24 protein-coding genes are annotated in these 20495 nt (G+C 39.3%); 11 read left to right on the forward strand and 13 right to left on the reverse strand.

All coding sequences use genetic code 11. The annotated features are described in order from the left end of the window. Positions 1-90 precede the first annotated feature (90 nt). Positions 91-501 (forward strand): nuclear transport factor 2 family protein, encoded by a 411-nt coding sequence (locus FVB32_RS08555; RefSeq protein ID WP_147743243.1) that lies wholly within the window; start codon positions 91-93, stop codon positions 499-501. Between the two features lie 11 nt (positions 502-512). On the opposite strand, the gene FVB32_RS08560 is transcribed toward FVB32_RS08555, so the two are convergent. From FVB32_RS08560 to FVB32_RS08585, 6 genes are all read right to left on the reverse strand, one after another. After that, complete coding sequence (locus FVB32_RS08560; protein ID WP_147743245.1) at positions 513-992, reverse strand: hypothetical protein; 480 nt, start codon at positions 990-992, stop codon at positions 513-515. Between the two features lie 73 nt (positions 993-1065). After that, positions 1066-1854: a TPM domain-containing protein gene (locus tag FVB32_RS08565; RefSeq protein WP_147743247.1), complete on the reverse strand. Its 789-nt coding sequence runs from the start codon at positions 1852-1854 to the stop codon at positions 1066-1068. Then, a complete protein-coding gene (locus FVB32_RS08570; protein WP_147743249.1) occupies positions 1835-2272 on the reverse strand; it encodes a TPM domain-containing protein in 438 nt (145 codons plus the stop codon). The genes FVB32_RS08565 and FVB32_RS08570 overlap by 20 nt, the downstream gene beginning before the upstream one ends. A 4-nt stretch (positions 2273-2276) precedes the next feature. Next, positions 2277-2876: a LemA family protein gene (locus FVB32_RS08575; RefSeq protein ID WP_147743251.1), complete on the reverse strand. Its 600-nt coding sequence runs from the start codon at positions 2874-2876 to the stop codon at positions 2277-2279. Positions 2877-2906: 30 nt separating this feature from the next. After that, on the reverse strand, positions 2907-3236 hold the full coding sequence (locus FVB32_RS08580) for a MerR family transcriptional regulator (protein WP_112377459.1): 330 nt from the start codon (positions 3234-3236) through the stop codon (positions 2907-2909). Then, positions 3236-4213: a M23 family metallopeptidase gene (locus tag FVB32_RS08585; RefSeq protein WP_147743253.1), complete on the reverse strand. Its 978-nt coding sequence runs from the start codon at positions 4211-4213 to the stop codon at positions 3236-3238. The genes FVB32_RS08580 and FVB32_RS08585 overlap by 1 nt, the downstream gene beginning before the upstream one ends. Positions 4214-4318: 105 nt before the next feature. Here FVB32_RS08585 and alaS point away from each other — a divergent pair, with 105 nt between their 5' ends. From alaS to FVB32_RS08605, 4 genes are read left to right on the forward strand one after another with little or no spacing between them, the layout of a single operon-like run. Then, a complete protein-coding gene (alaS, locus tag FVB32_RS08590; protein ID WP_147743254.1) occupies positions 4319-6943 on the forward strand; it encodes an alanine--tRNA ligase in 2625 nt (874 codons plus the stop codon). Positions 6944-6946: 3 nt separating this feature from the next. Next, positions 6947-7606 carry a hypothetical protein gene (locus tag FVB32_RS08595; RefSeq protein WP_147743256.1) on the forward strand — a complete coding sequence of 220 codons (660 nt, stop codon included), beginning with the start codon at positions 6947-6949 and terminating at the stop codon, positions 7604-7606. Positions 7607-7625: 19 nt separating this feature from the next. Then, positions 7626-8582, forward strand: a complete 957-nt coding sequence (locus FVB32_RS08600) for a GSCFA domain-containing protein (protein ID WP_147743259.1) — start codon at positions 7626-7628, stop codon at positions 8580-8582. Then, positions 8583-9209, forward strand: a complete 627-nt coding sequence (locus FVB32_RS08605) for a DUF4230 domain-containing protein (RefSeq protein WP_147743261.1) — start codon at positions 8583-8585, stop codon at positions 9207-9209. Here FVB32_RS08605 and FVB32_RS08610 read toward each other — a convergent pair. From FVB32_RS08610 to FVB32_RS17725, 3 genes are all read right to left on the reverse strand, one after another. Continuing rightward, entirely contained in the window at positions 9177-10934 is a 1758-nt protein-coding gene (locus tag FVB32_RS08610) for an aromatic amino acid hydroxylase (RefSeq protein ID WP_147743262.1), read from the reverse strand. The two genes, FVB32_RS08605 and FVB32_RS08610, sit on opposite strands and share 33 nt — an antisense overlap. A 102-nt stretch (positions 10935-11036) precedes the next feature. Next, positions 11037-11615 (reverse strand): DUF4136 domain-containing protein, encoded by a 579-nt coding sequence (locus FVB32_RS08615; protein ID WP_147743264.1) that lies wholly within the window; start codon positions 11613-11615, stop codon positions 11037-11039. Between the two features lie 64 nt (positions 11616-11679). Further along, a complete protein-coding gene (locus FVB32_RS17725) occupies positions 11680-11841 on the reverse strand; it encodes a DUF5522 domain-containing protein (RefSeq protein ID WP_187269524.1) in 162 nt (53 codons plus the stop codon). A 159-nt stretch (positions 11842-12000) separates the two neighbouring features. On the opposite strand from FVB32_RS17725, the gene FVB32_RS08620 reads away from it, so the two are divergent. From FVB32_RS08620 to hemL, 4 genes are read left to right on the forward strand one after another with little or no spacing between them, the layout of a single operon-like run. Continuing rightward, positions 12001-12330 carry a hypothetical protein gene (locus FVB32_RS08620; RefSeq protein WP_147743266.1) on the forward strand — a complete coding sequence of 110 codons (330 nt, stop codon included), beginning with the start codon at positions 12001-12003 and terminating at the stop codon, positions 12328-12330. A 9-nt stretch (positions 12331-12339) separates the two neighbouring features. Continuing rightward, positions 12340-13245, forward strand: coding sequence for a 1-aminocyclopropane-1-carboxylate deaminase/D-cysteine desulfhydrase (locus FVB32_RS08625; protein ID WP_147743268.1), 906 nt, complete (start codon positions 12340-12342; stop codon positions 13243-13245). Next, the gene (locus FVB32_RS08630; RefSeq protein ID WP_147743270.1) at positions 13242-14093 is read left to right on the forward strand and encodes a glucosaminidase domain-containing protein; all 852 of its coding nucleotides are present in this window, start codon (positions 13242-13244) and stop codon (positions 14091-14093) included. Before FVB32_RS08625 ends, FVB32_RS08630 begins: the two co-directional genes overlap by 4 nt. After that, a complete protein-coding gene (hemL, locus tag FVB32_RS08635) occupies positions 14090-15367 on the forward strand; it encodes a glutamate-1-semialdehyde 2,1-aminomutase (protein WP_147743272.1) in 1278 nt (425 codons plus the stop codon). Before FVB32_RS08630 ends, hemL begins: the two co-directional genes overlap by 4 nt. Before the next feature lie 72 nt (positions 15368-15439). Here the strand turns inward: hemL and FVB32_RS17995 are convergent, their stop codons facing one another. From FVB32_RS17995 to FVB32_RS08655, 4 genes are all read right to left on the reverse strand, one after another. Continuing rightward, positions 15440-15655, reverse strand: coding sequence for an endonuclease domain-containing protein (locus tag FVB32_RS17995; protein ID WP_317132204.1), 216 nt, complete (start codon positions 15653-15655; stop codon positions 15440-15442). A gap of 335 nt (positions 15656-15990) precedes the next feature. Continuing rightward, a complete protein-coding gene (locus tag FVB32_RS08645; protein WP_147743274.1) occupies positions 15991-17154 on the reverse strand; it encodes an MFS transporter in 1164 nt (387 codons plus the stop codon). A gap of 81 nt (positions 17155-17235) precedes the next feature. Next, entirely contained in the window at positions 17236-17820 is a 585-nt protein-coding gene (locus FVB32_RS08650; RefSeq protein ID WP_147743276.1) for a hypothetical protein, read from the reverse strand. 48 nt (positions 17821-17868) lie between these two features. Then, positions 17869-18600, reverse strand: a complete 732-nt coding sequence (locus tag FVB32_RS08655) for a hypothetical protein (protein WP_147743278.1) — start codon at positions 18598-18600, stop codon at positions 17869-17871. Between the two features lie 214 nt (positions 18601-18814). Here FVB32_RS08655 and FVB32_RS08660 point away from each other — a divergent pair, with 214 nt between their 5' ends. Both FVB32_RS08660 and FVB32_RS08665 read left to right on the forward strand, forming a co-directional pair. After that, positions 18815-19372: a TetR/AcrR family transcriptional regulator gene (locus FVB32_RS08660; RefSeq protein WP_187269526.1), complete on the forward strand. Its 558-nt coding sequence runs from the start codon at positions 18815-18817 to the stop codon at positions 19370-19372. 69 nt (positions 19373-19441) lie between these two features. After that, positions 19442-20407 carry an alpha/beta fold hydrolase gene (locus tag FVB32_RS08665; RefSeq protein WP_147743282.1) on the forward strand — a complete coding sequence of 322 codons (966 nt, stop codon included), beginning with the start codon at positions 19442-19444 and terminating at the stop codon, positions 20405-20407. Positions 20408-20495 lie beyond the last annotated feature (88 nt).

Consider the following 20495-nt stretch of genomic DNA (forward strand, 5'->3'; position numbering starts at 1 on the left):
AACCTTATGAAATATTTATGATTTGTGTTGGTAGAGATGAATTCTAAAATAATAACTTGAAATCAGTAAAACAACCTAAAAATCATCATCATGAAAAAGCTAGTCCTATTGTTTTTTACAGCAGGTGTTTTTTGCGCTATCAACGCACAGGAATCAGATTATCAATTGGTGGAACAGACCTTGAATTATTATATGGAAGGAGGTTCCAATCGGGATTTTAACACACTAAAAAAGGCATTTCATGAAACTGCAACCATGAAATACATTACAGATGAAGGCTATAAAGAGGTAAATGCGCTTGAGTTTTTTAGTGGGATGAAAACGGGATCTAGAATTGACCGAAAGAATCGTATTGCAGAAATTACCATATCTGGTCATGCGGCCAACGCGAGATTGGAATTGGAGTACCCGGATTTTACTTTTGTAGATATGATGAACCTATTAAAGATTGATGGGGAATGGAAAATCGTCAATAAGATTTTTTATAAACGAATGGACTAATCCATTCTTTTTTAAGGAACAAAAACGGAAACCTCAATGGGAAGGATGCCCCGATTTATATAGTCACCCTCAATTCCCGACAACGATACGTCATCGATGCCTGTGTAAGGACCGCAGCAGACGCTTCCTGCGTCAGAAAAAGTGGTTAAGGCAAAATTGAACGAAGTTGTGTCTCCCAACATTATTTGGTAGGACTGTTCTCCAATGTCCGCATTTTGCAAATCCAGTATCAAAACATCTTCGTTTTCAAAATCCTTTTGCACCTCAAAGTCTACAGGACTGGTATCAGAATCTGAAATGGCTATTTGGGATACTTGGAAACTACCATTGGTGATTAGGTTTTCACCGCTCGCACTATCTAGGAATTTAACATACACAGAATTGTCAACAGACATGCAATCTACAAGGGAGCAGTCCTCGATGTCATCTTCTGGGCAGCACAACGTAGCGCAGAGTAGGATAGAGGAGTAAATCAATTTTTTTAGGAGCATGGGGATTTATTTTAAAGTGAAGATGATATAATTGACGCAGCGTTGCGTTCTAAGACAAAAATTTGCGGTTATGTTACCACCCCCCTGAGGCTCCGCCACCGCCAAATCCACCACCACCGAATCCGCCGCCAAAGCCGCCTGAGCCAAATCCACCACCTCCAAAACCTCCAGAGGAATTAGAGCTACGGCCCATATTGCTCAAAATAATCATATCCCAAATGTCAAGACCCTTTCCGCGATTTCTGCCACCGCGCCCACCTTTATTATTCTTGCTACGTCTTGATAGTATGATGAGAATAATAATAAAAATGATAAATGGGAGCAATGCTTTAAACGAAAAACCTTGGTTGTCTCCAAAAGTGCGTTCCTCGTTGAACTCACCGTTGAGTACCTGAAAAATAGCATCGGACCCCTTGTCCAGTCCGCCATAATAATCTCCTTTCTTAAATTCTGGGATAATGACAGATTCAATAATGCGCTTGGACATAAAATCGGTTAGAGCACCTTCGGTGCCATAACCCGTGTTAATGGCAATTCTTCTATCGTTTTTGGCAAGAAGTACCAATATGCCATTATCTTTATCAGCCTGGCCAATGCCCCATTTTTGACCCCATTGTGCTCCCAAGTAATTAATATTCTCTCCTTCTGTGGAGTTAATTATTGCAATCACAATTTGTGTGGAGGTGCTATCAGAATACCGAATAAGCTTTTGCTCCAAAGCGCTGCTTTGAGATGGTTGTAGCAGGTTTATATAATCATAAACGCTGGTTTGCTTTTGTGGTTTTTCGGGTATGGTAAACTGTCCCCACCCAATGGAAACACATAAAAAAGCAATAAGAAGACTACCCTTTGGATATGGCATCGCTCAGTTCATTGATGTCATTGTTATCCCATGGAAAGTGAGCTTGTAGTTCCTTGCCTGCCCTTAAAACACCCTCAACAATACCTTGCTTAAAGTTTTTATTTTTAAAATGGGCTTCGATAGTATCTTTGGTGGTGTCCCAAAAACCTTTGGGCACAGCATGGTCTATACCGCTATCCCCATAGATTACAAATTTTTTATCATCCACAGCTACATAAATAAGGACGCCATTTTCATCTTTGGTATTGTCCATTTTTAGAAAGTGGAATATTTGTTGAGCTCTACTAAAATGGTCCATTTTAGCAGTAGCTTCAATATGGACGCGTATCTCTCCTGAAGTGTTTTTCTCGGCCTCCTGAATGGCTGCAACAATATCGTTCTCCTCTTCAGCAGTTAAAAATTCTTCTACGTGCGACATGTATTTAATTAAATTCGAAGTTCACATCTGGTGCATTTTCAGAACCTGGATTAGCTTTATAGCGTGGCATTTCACCAAAACCAAACCAACCTGCAAGCAATTTTCCTGGAAATTTGGTAGTATGAATATCATAGATATTAACTTTTTCATTGTATCTATCTCTTGCTACATTAATCCTATTCTCGGTACCTTCCAATTGTGACTGCAATTCCAAAAAGTTTTGATTTGCCTTTAAGTCAGGGTAGCGTTCCACAGTGACCAAAAGTCTTGAAAGAGCAGATGAAAGCCCTGTTTGTGCTTGTTGAAATTCGGCCAATTGCGCTGGCGTAATATTATTGGCATCTATAGTAGTAGAAGTTGCCTTTGCACGTGCTTCAATAACATCTTTTAATGTGCCTCTTTCAAAATCCGCAGCCCCTTGAACTGTTTTGACCAAGTTTCCTATCAAATCGTTTCTTCGTTGATAGGAACTTTCTACATTGGACCAAGCCGTCTTCGCATCAGCTTCATATTGTACGGCAGTATTATTAAACCCCACTGCCCATTGATAAATTATAAATGCAATGACCCCAATAACAATTAACGGAATTAACCATTTTTTCATTTTCTTAAGTTTTTAGTGTTTATAGTGTTATTATAGTTGTTCTTTGATTTTAAGAAGTTCAGCCCGTACTTTTTGCAGTTTTTGGACTACTTCAAAATTGGAAAGTGTTTTTTGCTTTTCCTCTTTCAAATGGATTTTTGCACCTTCCAGAGTAAACCCACGTTCCTTTACCAAGTGATAAATCAACTGCAGGTTCGTAATATCTTGTGGAGTGAATTTTCGATTCCCCTTGGCATTTTTTTTGGGTTGCAGTACATCAAATTCCTTTTCCCAAAACCGAATCAAAGAGGTGTTCACCCCAAAAGCCTTGGCTACTTCGCCAATGCCATAATATCGTTTTTCAGGAAGATCTACATGCATTAATCCAAGGATTGATTCTCTTGATTGGCGAACTTGAGCATATTTTCAAACTCTTCCGCCGTTAAACTTCCATAATAGAAGTTAATAGGGTTGATGCGTTCCTCATCTTTAAAAACCTCATAATGTAAATGAGGAGCTTCTGAACGACCTGTGTTTCCAACAAAGCCAATTAAATCACCACGTTTTACCTTTTGGCCTTTGCTCACATTGTATTTGCTTAAATGAGCATATAACGACATATAACCGTAGCCATGATCAATTCTAATATGTTTTCCGTATCCAGATGACCTATTGTCTGCTCTTTTTACCGTTCCATCGCCCGTTGCATAAATGGGTACACCCCTGGGAGCTGTAAAATCCATGCCCCAATGCATTTTTCTGGCTTTGGTAAACGGGTCGGATCGCCATCCATAACCAGACGCCATTCGGGTAAGATCTTCATTTCGTACCGGCTGTATGGCTGGAATAGCTGCTAAAAGTTTTTCTTTTTCCTCTGCTAGCTTAGCAATCTCATCCAAAGATTTGGATTGTATAACCATTTGTTTTTGGATAATATCCAAACGTTGCGTAGCGTTGATGATAATTTCAGAATTGTTGAAACCTTCTAAAGAGTTGTATCTATTTACCCCTCCAAACCCAGCTCTACGCTGTTCCTCTGGAATGGGATTTGCTTCAAAATACAAGCGGTAAATATTATTGTCGCGGTCTTCAATATTGGCGAGTACCTGCTCCATCTGGTTCATTTTCCTTGTCAGAATTTCATATTGAAGCTCATAATTGCGCACCTCACGATCTAGGGATAGCTCTTTTGGTGTGTTTAACCAGTTGGTATTTAACAACACAATAAGCCCAAGAAGCCCGAATAAGGCAGAACCAACGAGAAAAAAGAAAAGATTCCGATACTTTTTGGACTTTTTAGGTTCTATCTTTCGGTAGGAAAGAGTATCTGGATCGTAATAGTACTTAACTTTAGACATGAAGGGATTTTATCCTATTTTTGCGCATTCTTTTTTAAGAGAACAAACAAATATAAAAATTGTTTTGCTTAAAGTGTTAAATTTAATAAAACCCTAGGAATTCCAATGACATCCCAAGAAGTAAGAGATCAGTTTTTAGACTTTTTTAAAGGGAAAAAGCACAAAATAGTACCATCTGCACCAATGGTGATGAAAGATGACCCTACTTTGATGTTCACCAATGCCGGAATGAATCAGTTTAAAGAGTTTTTCTTGGGTAATTCCGTACCCAAGTCCAAGCGGGTTTCAGATTCCCAAAAATGCTTGAGAGTTAGCGGAAAACATAATGATTTGGAGGAAGTGGGTAAGGATACCTACCACCACACCATGTTTGAGATGCTGGGCAACTGGAGTTTTGGGGATTACTTTAAAGAGGAAGCCATACAATGGGCATGGGAGTTGCTAACAGATGTTTACAAAATTGACAAAGACAGTCTTTACGTTTCGGTTTTTGAAGGAAGTGATGATGCCGATAATTTGGAAATGGACTCAGAAGCTTTTGAATTATGGAAAGCTATTGTTCCAGAAGACCGGATTATCATGGGGAACAAAAAGGACAATTTCTGGGAAATGGGAGATCAAGGTCCTTGCGGTCCCTGTTCAGAAATTCATGTAGATATTAGATCTAAGGAAGAAAAAGCTAAAATACCAGGAGCTTCACTGGTAAACCAGGATCATCCGCAGGTGGTGGAGATATGGAACTTGGTTTTTATTCAGTACAATCGCAAAGCCAATGGTTCTTTAGAAAGCCTTCCAGAAAAACATGTGGACACGGGAATGGGTTTTGAACGTCTGTGCATGGTTTTACAGGATGTAAAATCCAATTACGATACCGATGTGTTTACCCCGCTGATTCGCGAAATAGAAACAATCACCAGATCTAAATACGGTAAAGACGAGGAAACTGATATAGCCATTAGGGTTATCGCTGATCATATTAGAGCTGTATCATTTTCTATTGCCGATGGGCAATTGCCAAGTAATACGGGAGCAGGTTATGTCATTCGCAGGATTCTACGCCGTGCCATACGCTACGGGTTTACCTTTTTGGATACCAAAAAGCCATTTATTTACCGATTGGTCAAGGTTTTGGGCGAGACCATGGGCAAAGCCTTTCCAGAGCTTCGCGAGCAGTATCAATTGATTGAGAATGTGGTGAAGGAGGAAGAAAATTCATTTTTAAGTACTCTGGAGCAAGGATTGGTGTTGTTGGATTCCGTTATTAAATCTTCCAAAGGCAAAACAATTGATGGCCAAAAAGCTTTTGAGCTTTATGATACTTTCGGATTTCCAATTGATTTGACTTCCTTGATTTTAGAAGAAAAAGGGTATCAACTGGACACAGAAGGTTTTGAAAAAGCATTAAAAGCCCAAAAGGACCGATCCAGAGCAGCTTCTGAAATATCAAAAGAAGATTGGACCGTTTTACTTGAAGATGGAGAGCAGGAATTTATTGGTTATGATGGCCTGGAAGCAGATGTGAAATTGGTAAAATACCGAAAGGTAACCAGTAAAAAAGGAGGAGATCAGTATCATCTGGTCTTTAACCTTACTCCATTTTATGCAGAAGGCGGTGGTCAAGTAGGTGATAAAGGATATTTAGAGGCCTCAAATGGGGATGTAATCTATATTCTTGATACTAAGAAAGAGAATAATGAGATAGTTCATTTTTCTGAGAATTTACCTAAGGACACCTCAGGAACCTTCAAAGCTGTTGTGGACAAAAAACAACGCTGGCGAACCGCTAGCAACCACACGGCAACCCATTTATTACATCAGGCATTACGGGAGATTTTGGGAACCCACGTGGAACAGAAAGGTTCGGCAGTACATTCCAAATACCTCCGTTTTGACTTTTCACACTTTTCCAAATTGAGTGTTGAAGAATTGAGGGACGTAGAGAACTTCGTAAATGCACGTATTGAAGGTCAGTTACCGTTTGAAGAAAGTAGAAACATCCCCATCAAAGAAGCGATGGACCAAGGCGCAATGGCCCTTTTTGGAGAAAAATATGGAGATACGGTGCGCACGGTTCGTTTTGGGCAATCCATTGAACTTTGCGGAGGGACACACGTAAAAAATACGGCGGATATCTGGCATTTTAAGATTGTATCCGAAGGAGCAGTTGCAGCAGGAATACGAAGAATTGAAGCCATTACCTCGGATGCGGTAAAGGAATTTTACTTCAAAAACAACCGAATGCTTTTTGAGATAAAGGACTTGCTGAACAATACAAAGGACCCTGTTAAGTCGGTTATCGGTTTGCAAGAGGAAAATTTAGCATTAAAAAAGCAAATAGAGCAGTTGTTGAAAGACAAGGCCAAAGGATTGAAATCTGAACTTGTTTCCGAGTTGAAAGAGATTAATGGCCTTCAGTTTTTGGCTAAGAAGGTAGATTTGGACGCTTCAGGAATTAAAGATTTGGCTTTTGAAATAGGAGGACAGTTTACCAACCTATTTTTATTGCTTGCTGCAGAAAAAGATGGAAAAGCACTGTTGTCTTGTTACATTTCCAAAGAATTGGTGACCAATAGAAAATTGAATGCTGGGACCATAGTTCGTGAATTGGGCACATACATCCAAGGTGGTGGTGGTGGACAGCCATTCTTTGCAACAGCTGGAGGTAAAAATCCTTCAGGTATTCCAGATGCTTTGAAAAAAGCTGTGGAACTGGTCAATCAAATGGAATAGCGTATGCGATTTATTAAACTAGATGCAATTAATTGGAAGTATATTCTTAGTGAAATCTTCTTGATTTTTGTGGGGATTAACCTAGCTATTTGGTTTAATGATTGGAATTCTTCTAAAACCAAAAACGCCAACATAACAATTGCTTTGGATAAGATTAAAGGCGAGCTCAATGCAAATTTAGAACAGCTTACTGAGAATAGGACGAGCAATGAAAAAATCACTTTTTTCTTAGATGCTATAGAAGCAATACAAAAAGAGAATAAAGGTAAATTATTGGTTTCACCGAAAACCATGAATGCTTTTGAGGATAAATATAAAGACTTTTTTACGGTTACAGATTCTACTTATGTAGAGCCGGAGTTATACAGCTATGTTGGGGAAACCTACATCAATCTTGATATTACTGAACTAAGCAGAATTGCGTGGGAAACCTCAAAATCTACTGGGATATTTCATGAATTTGGTTATGAATGTCTCTATGAATTAGAAGGGATATACAATACCCAGAATTTGGTTCAAAATGAAATTGACAAAGCTACGGAGGCTTTGCGCAATGAGTCCATTGAGGACTTAGGACGCATTTTAAAGTTTGTAAATCAGTTAGAGCTACAGCTAGAATCCCAATACAAAAAGATCCTTAAAAACATAGACGATTGCCATTAGGAGAACCGTTGCTTCCAAAATGAAACTTCAAACCACAATTCCACTGTCAAAAGCTGATAATCCAATCGATTATCAAAGTTCAATGTTGCTTTTAGGGTCTTGTTTTGTGGAAAATATGGGTGAAAAACTGGACTATTTTAAGTTTCAACAGCTTCAAAATCCATTTGGGATTCTTTTCCATCCGCTTGCCATTGAAAATCTGATTGTCCGTTCCATAGAAAATCAGAACTACAAAGAAAAGGAGGTTTTTGAGCAGCATGGAAGATGGTATTGCTTTGATGCACATTCTGATAAAAGTTCTGGTACCAAAACGGAATTGGTCCAAAGTTTGAACGATGCACTTGAGGAAACCAGACGACAACTGATGCAAACCACTCATCTTATTATTACGCTGGGAACGGCATGGGTTTATAGAAATATCGATACTGAAAAGACGGTAGCTAATTGTCATAAGGTTCCACAAAAAAACTTTACAAAGGAGTTGTTGTCCGTGCAGGAAATCAGAGAAAGTCTGGAAAAAATATGTAACACAGTTCAATCTATTAATCCAAAGACACAGTTGGTTTTTACCATTTCACCTGTTCGTCATTTAAAAGATGGTTTTATTGAAAATCAACGTAGCAAAGCCAATTTAATCACTGCGGTTCACGATTTGCTGTCATCCAATGCTAAGTCAAGCATTTCTTATTTTGAGAGCTATGAGATTATGATGGATGAACTGCGTGACTATCGCTTTTACGGAAAGGATATGGTGCATCCCAACGAATTGGCAGTAGATTACATCTGGGAAAAATTTAAAGCTATATGGATTTCTGAAGATAGTCATGACACAATGAATCAAGTTGAGGTCGTTCAAAAAGGATTGAGCCATAGACCGTTTAACCCAGATTCGGATGAGTACCTAAAATTTAAAAAGTCGCTCCAGACCAAAATTACGTATCTTCAAGAAAGGTATCCTTTTATGAAATTCGGATAGATGAAAAAAATACTTCTTGGAGCACTTATTGCGCTTGCATCCATACTTATTTATAAATCCTGCGCAGACGATAGGCATCAAAAGGCAGTACTTGAGGAAAGCTCACTTTTGATTCAGCAAGAACTAAAACAGGTTTCCAAATTAATTGTAACTGAAGGACATTTTGTAGAGGTTTACAATTATGCAGATTCCAAAGAATTGTTTGGGTCTTTAATGACCGCGAATAAGAAAGCCTTGGTGGTTGTGAATGCGGAAGCTACCATTGCATATGATTTAGCAAGGCTCGAATATGAAGTGGATGAAGCTTCAAAAATCATTCGGATTATAAAAATCCCTGAACCTGAAATCCAAATCAATCCAGATTTTGAATATTACGATGTGTCGGCAGATTACTTTAATCCATTTAATGCTCAGGATTATAATGTGATCAAAGACAATGTGAATGCCTCATTATTGAAAAAAGTAAATGCCTCTTCATTGGTTTCTAACGCGGAAAACAGACTGATCAGTGAGTTGTCCAGAATCTATACATTGACCAATTCCTTAGGATGGACGTTGATTTATAATGAAAATGAAGTCAATTCAACAGAGCAGCTATTTGACCTTGGCAAACTCTTGGTTGATTAGCGTGAGACCATCATCTATTAAATGCCCAACTTCGGGCCTTGATTTTTTAACCTCCTCTAAATGAACCTTTATGTTATCTGCCAAGTTTTCGCGCTGCCCTTTTTTAGCAAGCTCATAAAGCTCAATAGGCAATAGCCAATCTTCGGGAAATTCTGCTTTGATTTCCTCAAAAAGTTTGCTTCTAGAAACAAACGTATTAATGCCATCTCTATAATCCCGAACTCTTTGATAATAAGCTTCCAACTGTATTCTTTCCTGATCTGGAGCCTTTTTAATCGTGGTTTCTGTAAGTTCATGCGTAGTTAAATCAAAGCTATTCAGGTCAGCGGGCCCGTTAAACGCAGATACCACTTTTTGCCCTACTGCCATATGATACAATCCCCAACTTGGCAAAAACAATAGCGTACCATCGTGGGTGACAGTGCAATCTTTAAACGTGATCAAAATGATTTTTCCCTGTAAATTCCTGGTTCCTGTTACAATGGTTCCTTCAATTTTTACGCCTCCTTCAAATTCCAGAGATATCTGTTCGCCTTCAAAGATTTTGTACGCCATTAAATCTCTAGGCCCCATGTCCTCAATGGCTAGGTTTATGCCCTTAAGCTTCCCAATTGGAGAGCCATATCCTTCTGGATGCTGTTCTGTTCCATGTCCTACCAATTCTTTTTCACGATATGACAAAGCAGTGGGGCCAATAGTACGCATATAAACAGGTTCACCATTATGTTCAATGAGTGAATTGAATTGTCCGGAAATTTGAATACCAGTGCTCAATTCAATGCTTCCAAGCGCTTTGGAATCAATCAATTTTTGAACACCAGAAAGCCCACCCGTCCGTAATGCCATGGTATTTGCAAAATCTTCAAGTACTTGACTTAAATGTGCAAAATTTGGAGTGACGAAAAGTTGAGGTTGTGGTTTGGTGATATCAAATGCTGTTTGAGCAGATTCCAAGGTATAAGGCAATTTTACCACATCACTCTGCATGCACCACTTGCTCTCGCCAATAGAAGAGAGAAGGCCAGCTCCATAGATTTTAGGTTTTTCCACTGAGCCAATCAATCCGTATTCCACAGTCCACCAATGTAGATTTCTAATCAATGCCATCTCACTGGGTTTCCCCATATTCTCCTGTAAATGTTCAATATGCTGCTCGGCCTCGTCGATTTCTTGCTGTGGAGTTCCTTCGGCTTCTTTAATAATGGAGAGATGCCTAACAGCTTGATATAGCTCATAATCTTTTGCGCTGGAGATGGCCTTGCACCCAATTTCTCCAAAACGCCTTAAATATTCTGCGTATTCTGGATTTGCAATAATGGGTGCATGTCCAGCACCTTCGTGAATAATATCAGGCGCAGGGGTATATTCAATGTTTTCCAGTTGACGAATATCCGATGCGATAACCAATATGTTGTACGCTTGAAATTCCATAAACGCCGAAGGTGGAATAAAACCATCCACCGCGACTGCGGCCCAACCAATTTCTTTCAAAATTCGGTTCATGCCATACATATTGGGAATGTGGTCGATAGAAATCCCTGTTTTCAATAAACCATCTACATAAGATTTATGGGCTACCTTACTTAAGTAGTCCACATTTTTTCGCATGACATAACGCCAAACAGCTTGATTTATAGCAGAATAATCCTCATAATCTTGAGGCTTTATAAACTGTTTTAAGTGTTTTGGAAGCTTATCTAAAATGGGATTTGATTCGTAATTCATTGCACTTTTTTAATGGTCACAAAGATACAAAATCGGGATTGCTTATCTCTTTAATAGAAGGAGGTCAATAAAAAACCGCCTCGAGGGCGGTTTTAAAATATTTTAGTTTGCTGCAATCTCTGTGGACGGCGGATATTCTTTTAAAATGTGTGAAACAAACTCACGGATACGTTCTTCTTTCTTTTCAATATTACTGGTGTTGTTCAAAGTGCCAACACCGCGACCTTGCCACACCAATTCTTTGTTTTTGGCATCAATAAGATCAATGTACAATGAACCTTCGGTTCGGGTGCTTACGTTATTGCCGAAACCTCCCCAGCCCCATCCCCATCCGGGACCCCAGACCCAAGGATTGTAAAAGCCGCCATAACCCCAACCAAAGTTGTTGTTATAAACATCTACACGTTCAAGTTCTTTGGTGAAAATACTTATCAAAATATCTGGTTGCTGGGATTTTGCAAAACCGCGCGAGCTCATTTCAGCTTCAATGGCTTTTAAAATTCGTTTTTTATCCAAATCTGAAATTTGGGCCTTATCTATACCTGTTTTATAGAAGGCATAGGTTTTAAAAGTACCAAAATCGGCTTTAGTATCGTAATCAGAAATCACCCGAACAGAACTGCAGGATGCAAGCAAAGTGACTGCAAAAGCAGCCAGTGTAAAAAGTTTTAAATTTTTCATAGTAATCTTTTTTGAGTTCATTGAAATGACGCTAAAACAATCACAAATACTATGCCGAACACGGCTACCTTCTTGTGTTTGTCTTTTGGTTATAGCCATACGGGCAATGACGACATCCACTCTCACAGCAATACCCTCTTTTTAGATGATATTGTCTGGTAAACACTTTATAGCCCTCTTCAGAGAGGTAAAAATCACCCTCTTCTAATGGGATGTGTTCTTTCATATCACATAAAATTAATGTATTCCCAGAAACTGTACCAAGATTTTGTGTCTTTGGATGCAGTTGCGTAGTTCACCGAAATTGTTAATGCAATCATCGATGGAATCCAATTTTCGAATATACTTGCAGTTATATTTGTAGGAAACTTATGATAATTTTAGTTTGGTATTAGTTTTTAAACATTTCTTTTATCGCAATTATGTTGGCCTATCCCTATGGCCATTTATCTTTTTAAAAGAGGATTCCCTCAAAAAAGATGAAGTGCTTATCAATCATGAACGCATTCACCTTAAACAACAGCGAGAATTATTAATTGTGCCTTTTTATATACTGTACATCGCCGAATGGTTGTTGCGTACATTACTTTATTTGGATAGCTACAGAGCATATCAGAATATTAGTTTTGAGCGTGAAGCTTATGCCAATGAAGATGATATGCAGTATCTTTCGCGTAGAAAAACCTTTGGTTTTTTGGATTATTTGACGCGATAATTATCCGATTTGCAAATTCCGAATGAAAAAGTAGCATTGCCGCTTCTTGCGGATAAGGAAGTAAGCCTTTATGTAAAAAGGGAAGATACGATTCACCCATTCATTTCTGGAAATAAATACCGAAAGCTTAAATACAACCTGCTAGAAGCAAAGGACAAAGGAAAAACTACCATACTCACCTTTGGTGGAGCATTTTCCAACCATATTGCAGCAACAGCTTATGCCGGAAAAGAAGCAGGATTAAAAACTATAGGGGTTATCCGCGGAGAAGAGCTTAAAGAAAATTGGAAGGAAAACCCAACCTTGCAATTGGCCGCTACCCATGGCATGACGTTTCATTTTATGTCGCGAATCGATTATAGAGATAAAAATTTACAGAAATTTCAGGAAAAGCTAAAAACTACTTTTGGAGATTGCTATATCCTTCCAGAAGGCGGAACCAATACGTTGGCAGTGAAAGGCTGCGAAGAAATTTTGACCAATACAGATGTAAAATTCGATTTTGTTTGCAGCTGTGTGGGTACTGGAGGTACTATTTCGGGCCTCATTAATACCGCAAAACCACATCAAACTGTTTTAGGGTTCCCTGCGTTAAAAGGCGATTTTCTAAAGCAAGATATTCTTAAATTTGCCCGTAATGAAAATTGGGAGCTAATTCCCGATTACCATTTTGGAGGTTATGCTAAAGTAGATGAACATTTAATAGATTTCATCAATACCTTTAAAAAAGACACAGGCATTCCATTGGATCCTATTTATACTGGGAAAATGCTTTTTGGTATTTTTGACCTTATAAAGAAGGATTATTTTAAAAGAGGAACCCAAATTTTGGCTATCCATAGTGGAGGATTACAAGGTATAACAGGCATGAATCTTGCATTAAGAAAAAGAAATTTACCGGTATTGGACGTATGATCAAACGAATAGGATATGTAATGGTAATAGCGATGTTGCTCACAGGGTGTGGAGCAAAAAAACGAACCGCTAGCAGGCAAGAAAAACCAGTTGCTAAGACCAGTCCAACCCGTAACCCCAATACTGGAATTCCTAAAGATGGCCCTAAAGAAACGGAACTTTATCCCTTACCGATAAATCCTGGAAAATTTGTAAAATTCCCGGTGGCCAATACCCAAGAATATATTCAAACATTTGCCGAAATAGCCAAGTACGAAATGCGTGCCTTTGGCATTCCTGCTAGTATTACGCTTGCGCAGGGTATTTTGGAAAGTGGTTCAGGAAAAGGAGAATTGACCAGAAAGACAAACAATCACTTTGGCATAAAATGTCATACGGGATGGGACGGCGAATTCGATTTTCATGATGATGATGCCAAGGGTGAATGCTTTAGAAAATACAACCACCCCATGTATTCGTTTAGGGACCACAGTATTTTCCTTTCTTCCCGCTCCCGCTATAGTTTTCTGTTTAATTACAGAAGGGACGATTATAAAAAATGGGCCTATGGATTGCGTCAGGCGGGTTATGCCACAGATCGCAAGTACCCACAAAAATTGATTGCCTTAATTGAACGATATAATTTGGATGCATACGATGAAGAGGTGGTCCGCGGTGGATTGGAAACGGTCCGTGCACCCAAGAAATACGAAGTATTTACCCATGTGGTGGAAAGCGGGGAAACCTTATATGCAATCTCTCGAAAATATGCCATTTCGGTGAATGAACTTAAACAAATCAATAACCTGAACAATAATACCATTTCCATTGGGCAAGTGCTCAATATCCGGAAAGAAAAATCCAAATGATCTACCAACGAAGTAGTGCCTTGTTTGCTGAGGCCAAAAAATACATTCCAGGAGGGGTAAATTCCCCAGTTCGAGCATTTAAAGCAGTAGGTGGTGACCCCATTTTTGTAAAAGAGGCAAAAGGAGCCTATTTATATGATGAAGACGGCAACCAACTCATCGATTATATTGCTTCTTGGGGTCCGCTTATCTTGGGACACGCATACGAACCGGTGATCAATGCAGTGGTGGAGAAGGCAAAAAAGGGGACTTCCTTTGGAATGCCTACTGAAATTGAGACCGAATTGGCCAAAATGGCTGTTTCCATGGTGCCCAACATCGATAAGATTCGTTTTGTGAATAGTGGTACCGAAGCTTGTATGAGTGCAGTGCGATTAGCACGCGGATATACAGGAAAAGACAAGATCATCAAATTTGCAGGTTGCTATCACGGTCATTCAGATTCTTTTTTGATTCAAGCAGGGAGTGGTGCGATAACTTTCGGTAGTCCCAATAGCCCTGGAGTAACCCAAGGCACAGCAAAGGATACGCTCTTAGCTGATTATAATGATTTGGAAGGTGTAAAAGCATTGGCCGAGGCTAACAAAGGGGAAATTGCAGCCATTATTTTAGAACCCATTGCAGGCAATATGGGTTGTATTATTCCTACTGATGAGTTTATCCATGGATTGCGACAATTGTGTACAGAAGAAGGCATTTTGCTATTGTTTGATGAAGTAATGACCGGTTTCCGATTGGGAAAAGGTGGCGCACAAGAAGCTTTGGGAATTGATGCCGATATCGTCATGTTTGGAAAAGTAATTGGAGGCGGCCTTCCCGTAGGTGCATTTGCCGCACGTGAAGAAATTATGTCCCATTTGGCGCCTGAAGGGCCGGTGTACCAGGCTGGGACTTTAAGTGGAAACCCTTTGGCCATGAGTGCCGGACTTGCTATGCTGACCGAATTGAACAACAAACCAGAAGTATTTACCAGTTTAGCAGAGAAAACTGAATACCTGCACAAAGGCATTGCCGAGTTATTGACCGAAAAAAGTGTAGCAAACCAAATTAACCGATACGGCAGCATGATTTCAGTGCATTTTTGTGAAGAGGCCGTGGTGGATTTTGCTTCCTCAGCAAAAGGAAACAATGACACCTTTAAAAAATATTTCCATGGCATGCTAGACCAAGGCATTTATTTACCTCCATCCGCATTTGAAAGTTATTTTTTAAACGACGCCATCAGCTATGTTGATTTGGATAAGACCATAGAAGCTGTTAAAAATATTTTTTAAATTCTAATCTGCTCCAACCTTGGAGAAAGGGAAGGTGTATTGGCATGAAATGTCAAGACTGAAGGGTGATTGTTATTTAAAATACTCTTGAATCTCCTGAAGTACAAAAGGTAGATTATTGAATACCATTTTATTTTCAAACCTGATAACAGTAAAACCTAAACCTTCCAGATGTTTGGTTCTGATAAAATCCTTTTCTTGGGCTATGGAATTAAAATGGACTTGCCCGTCAAGTTCAATGATTAATTTTTCAGAAGCACAATAGAAGTCTACAATATAATTATCAATACTGTGTTGCCTCCTAAACTTTCTTCCTTCTAGTTTTTACCTTTAAGTTGTTTCCAGAGAAAGGCTTCTGCTGGAGTCAATTTTTTACGTAGTTCTTTTCGGTACTGTTTGAGTGTAGGTTTGTTATGCCTTTTCATAATATAAAAAGAGATTTGGAGCTAGTAAAGTAGCAAAATATAAATTGGTTCACCCCTCCGTCATGATATAAATATCATGACACCTCCCCTCCTTTGAAGGGAGGAGCTTTTTTAGTTTTTTAAGCACATACGGCTCCTTCCCTATGCAAGGGAAGGTGTCCGAAGGACGGAAGGGTTAGTACTTGTATAGGACAAGACTCATTTCCTAAGCAACCCAACCAACCCTAAAACAGGCCCAAGCGCCAATATCGCATACAAATAATTGAATTGGATTTCTGGTTGAAGCGCAGTAACCAATTGAATACTCACAATGGTAATGGCAAAGCCAATAGAATTGACAATAGTCAATGCGGTACCTTTGATTTCCACAGGAGCATTTTGCGCAACAAGGGTGGAAAAAAGCGGAGAATCTGCAATGACCACCATTCCCCAAAAAATTAGAAAACCAACAAATACCAGTTCTGAATCGACCATAAAAAATAACGGAGATATCAAACAACAAACTCCTGATAGTAACAATGCCGTAGCTGCTGTTTTTTTAACCCCAATTTTCTGGGAAGCATACCCGCCGATGACACAGGCTAAACCACCCAAAGCGATGATTGTAAAAGATAAGAGGGAAATATTTAGAGCTACATCCTCATGTGCGAGGGCGTAGGCATGCAACATTACAGGTACAAAGGCCCAAAACGAATACAGTTCCCACATATGACCAAAATATCCAAATGCCGCTGCCCTAAAATTGGGTTTCTTAAAGATGGTAAAACAAGCTGTAAAATCTAGATTTAGGCTACTTTTTCTATAAGGGCCATTAGGTACGAGCGTAACGATTAAGATACCACCCAAAACGGCAAGGATGGAAGTAGTCAATAAAACCGATTGCCAGGAAAAAATAGTGATAAACCCTTTTAAAAGATAAGGTAAAGCAGTACCCACGACCAAAGCGCCTACCAGATAGCTAAGCGATTTGCCTAACCCCTTATCAAAATAATCTGCGGCGATTTTCATCCCTACGGGATAAATGCCTGCCAAAAAAAAGCCCGTTAAAAAACGAAGCCCCAAAATAGTGCCCAACGTATTGCTCTGCCAAATAACCCCGACATTGCACAATGCCCCAAGCAAAGCACTTACCAAAAACACTTTGGAAGGCGAATACCGATCCGTAAGCGTAAAGACGGCAAAAAGCAGCGTACCTGTAATAAACCCAAATTGCACGGCTGAGGTTAAGTGCCCCAATGCATTGGATTGCAACCCAAAATTAGCAACCAGATCACCCATAACTCCGTTCCCAGCAAACCATAAGGATGTGCAAAAAAATTGCGCAATTACAATGATTGAAAGAATATGTTTGGGAGGTTTCATGCTTCTATTTGGCTATGATACTGTCGTTTTGAGAAGGACAGCTTTACGAAAATAGACGAAAAATAGAATTAATGCCCACTTTCAAAAGCGCATGGCAAGCCCAAACCCCTTACCATCAGCAATTACCCTAAATTCTGGTTGAAATTGATATTGGGCAGTTGCACTCATGGCAATATTGTAGGAATCGATGCCTTTATTGACATTATTAAAGGTTCTAAAAGATAGATGCAAACTTATTAGTGCAATACCACCACCAAGATAGGCAAGTTCCCATGTGGGCTCTCGATGTGCTGATTTTTGGCCTAAAGGTACTCCTATTAAAGCCCCTCCAGAAAAGGCCAAAATATTGGATAGTAATTTTTGGGATTTAGCTCGTTTAATAAGCGCATTGGCTTTTTTAACAGACTCGGTCGCCGAGACCAATTCTTTCCAGGTAAGGCGCTCTCCATCCTTGTAAAACCGATAGCCAAGTGCTCTAACTTTCATTTCTATCTGATCATCGGATGGAGTATTGTCTTGGGCTTGTATCATAGAAGTTGATAAAAGAATACAGCATGCGATTAAGATTACGTTTTTCATAAGGTGGGTTATATAGTAGTTGTTATTTTCTCCATCAGAAACACTCTGAAGACTTATGGATTTATCTAAAAACCGAAAAATAGTCATTTCGAGGTGATAAGAGAAACTAGGATTGAAGAATCTATATAAAATCTTTTAGCCTTTGATTACGGCCCGTAAAAAAGCTTCAACTGCTGGAGAACGACCTAACGGTTCCAAAAAACAGGTATATACATTTACCAAAACCGCCAAATAAGTGGCCGGGTGTTTTATCTTTTTATATTTCCATGCGGCCAAGAGGATCATACCAATGATCAACACTTGCGTAAGATATATGGGAGACATGATATCAATATGGGGCCAATCTTGGGCATTTAGACCAACATGTGCATTTTGTATACCACGGCCCAAAGCGGGCATCATGATCAAAAACACTGTAGTAATTAACCACCAGGCATGATCCTCCAAACTTTTTCGCTTTATAATGCTCATGAGTACGGCGTACCCAAAGGCCAGGATCATTATAATTTCCACAGCCGCCACCCCAAGAAAGAACCATGGCTCAAAAGGGCCAAAATCGTCCTTAAATTGAGCAGCGTCGTTGGCGTTTATTATATCCCTAAACAGCATGCTAAAGGCGGTAATGCAGACACCTCCTGCCAAGAACATGCCTATAATACCATTAGTACGGTGTTTTTGTAATTGACCATGTGTAGCATAGTAAGGCTGTATGATCAGATATAGATACCAAATAGTACCGTTCCAGTAATGTACGTGTACAGACCATGCTTTTTGGGCAAATTCTCCCCAATAATCACCAAAAATGCCAAATTGCATAAAAATCATGGGAATGATCATCCATTTGTACAGACTTTTGTAATGGTCCATTTTGCTATTGTTTAGTTGTTAGAAAATGACATCGTTAATCGCTGCAGGTGGGGGAATGCAGTGAACAGCTTTACAAAAAATAGGGGGAGCTTGTTGCTTACAAGATAATTAAAATTTGATTCGGGAGATAAACATCCATGATTAGTTAATAAATGTTAAAATTTTACCGAACGTTTGGTAAAATTGAAAATGATAGTATATTTGTCCCATGAGAATGGCAAAAGTATCAGATCTAGAAATTTTAAACGGTCTCATGTCCGTGTTCCGTGCAAAGGGATATGACGGGGCGAGTTTAAATGAATTGGCAGAAGCTACGGGTCTAAAAAAAGCTAGTCTCTATCATCGATTTCCTGGGGGCAAAAAAGAAATGACCGCCGCCGTGCTTGACTTTATGGAATCTTGGATTATTAATAAGGTCTATAAAGTCCTCTCAGATGACAAAGTTTCATCAAAGGTTCGTTTGCAGGAAGCTTTGACCAACATAAGTGCAGTTTATGGTGGAGGAAAAGAAGTTTGCTTGTACCGTTCCCTTTCAATGGACACTGGGATGGCCTTATTCGGTGAGAAAATAGAAAAGGGAATCAATCAGTGGTTAGGATCGTTTGTTGTTCTGGGCAAGGCAATGGAACTAGACGAAGCGACTGCCACGCAGTTTGCGAGGCAGACATTTATAGATGTTCAGGGAAGTTTGGTTTTGTCCAAGGCGATGGACAGCACCGAACCATTTTTACAAGCTATCAAACAAATTGAAACACGCTATACCAACGCCTAAAAAAATTTAACCAAATATATTACCGAACGTTCGGTAATTACAAATATCAAAACAATTAATATTAAGACAATGAAAACTAGAAAAATCACAGTTACACTTTTTATGTTGGCAACAGTATTTGCCATAAACCTTAATGGACAGGCCAAAAGAAAATCCGTAACCCAAGATGATTATCCAACCACTTTTCACACAACCAAGGTAGCCGGATTGGATATTTTTTACCGCGAAGCCGGACCTAAAGATGCTCCTACCTTGCTTTTATTGCACGGGTATCCTACCTCTTCGCATATGTTCCGAAATTTGATGGAAGACTTGTCTTCAGACTATCATCTAATTGCCCCAGATTACCCAGGGTATGGACATAGCTCGCAACCCGCCATGGCAGATTTTGAATATTCTTTTGACAATTTTGCCGAAATAGTAGATGAATTATTGGTACAGTTAAAAGTGGACCGTTACAGCCTGTACTTAATGGATTATGGTGCGCCAGTGGGTTATCGCATCTTTGAAAAACACCCAGAGCGTGTGGATGCATTTATCGTTCAAAATGGAAATGCGTATGTTGAAGGTTTGGCTGATTTCTGGGACCCACTACGCAAACTTTGGGCAGACAATTCAGAAGAAAACAAAAAACCTTTGGAAGGATTCCATCAAATAGGCGGCTTAAAATGGCAGTACCTACATGGTGTTCAGGATAGTACTAAAATTAGCCCTGATAACTGGAACCATGATCTACAACATTTAACCCGTCCAGAAAATAATGAGATTCAACTGGCTATGTTTTATGATTATAGAACCAACGTAGGAAGATATCCAGGATGGCAAAAGCTTTTCAGGGAATACCAAGTACCTACTTTGATTGTATGGGGAAAGAACGATTACATTTTTCCTCCTTCAGGAGCTCATCCTTATAAAAAGGATCTTAAGAATGTAGAATTCCATTTGTTGAACACTGGTCACTTTGCTTTGGAAGAAAAAGGTGATGAAATTGCGAACTATATCTACAATTTCCTTGGGAAGAACAATATAAAATAATAATGGCACTGCCCGTAGCATGTTTTTTTTCATGATGCCGCGGGTAGTGTTTTTTTTGTTTTTACGACTCACTAACAAACAACAATAG

Origin of the sequence: Flagellimonas hymeniacidonis (assembly GCF_008040165.1) — a bacterium.
GTDB classification, from domain to species: Bacteria; Bacteroidota; Bacteroidia; order Flavobacteriales; family Flavobacteriaceae; genus Flagellimonas; species Flagellimonas hymeniacidonis.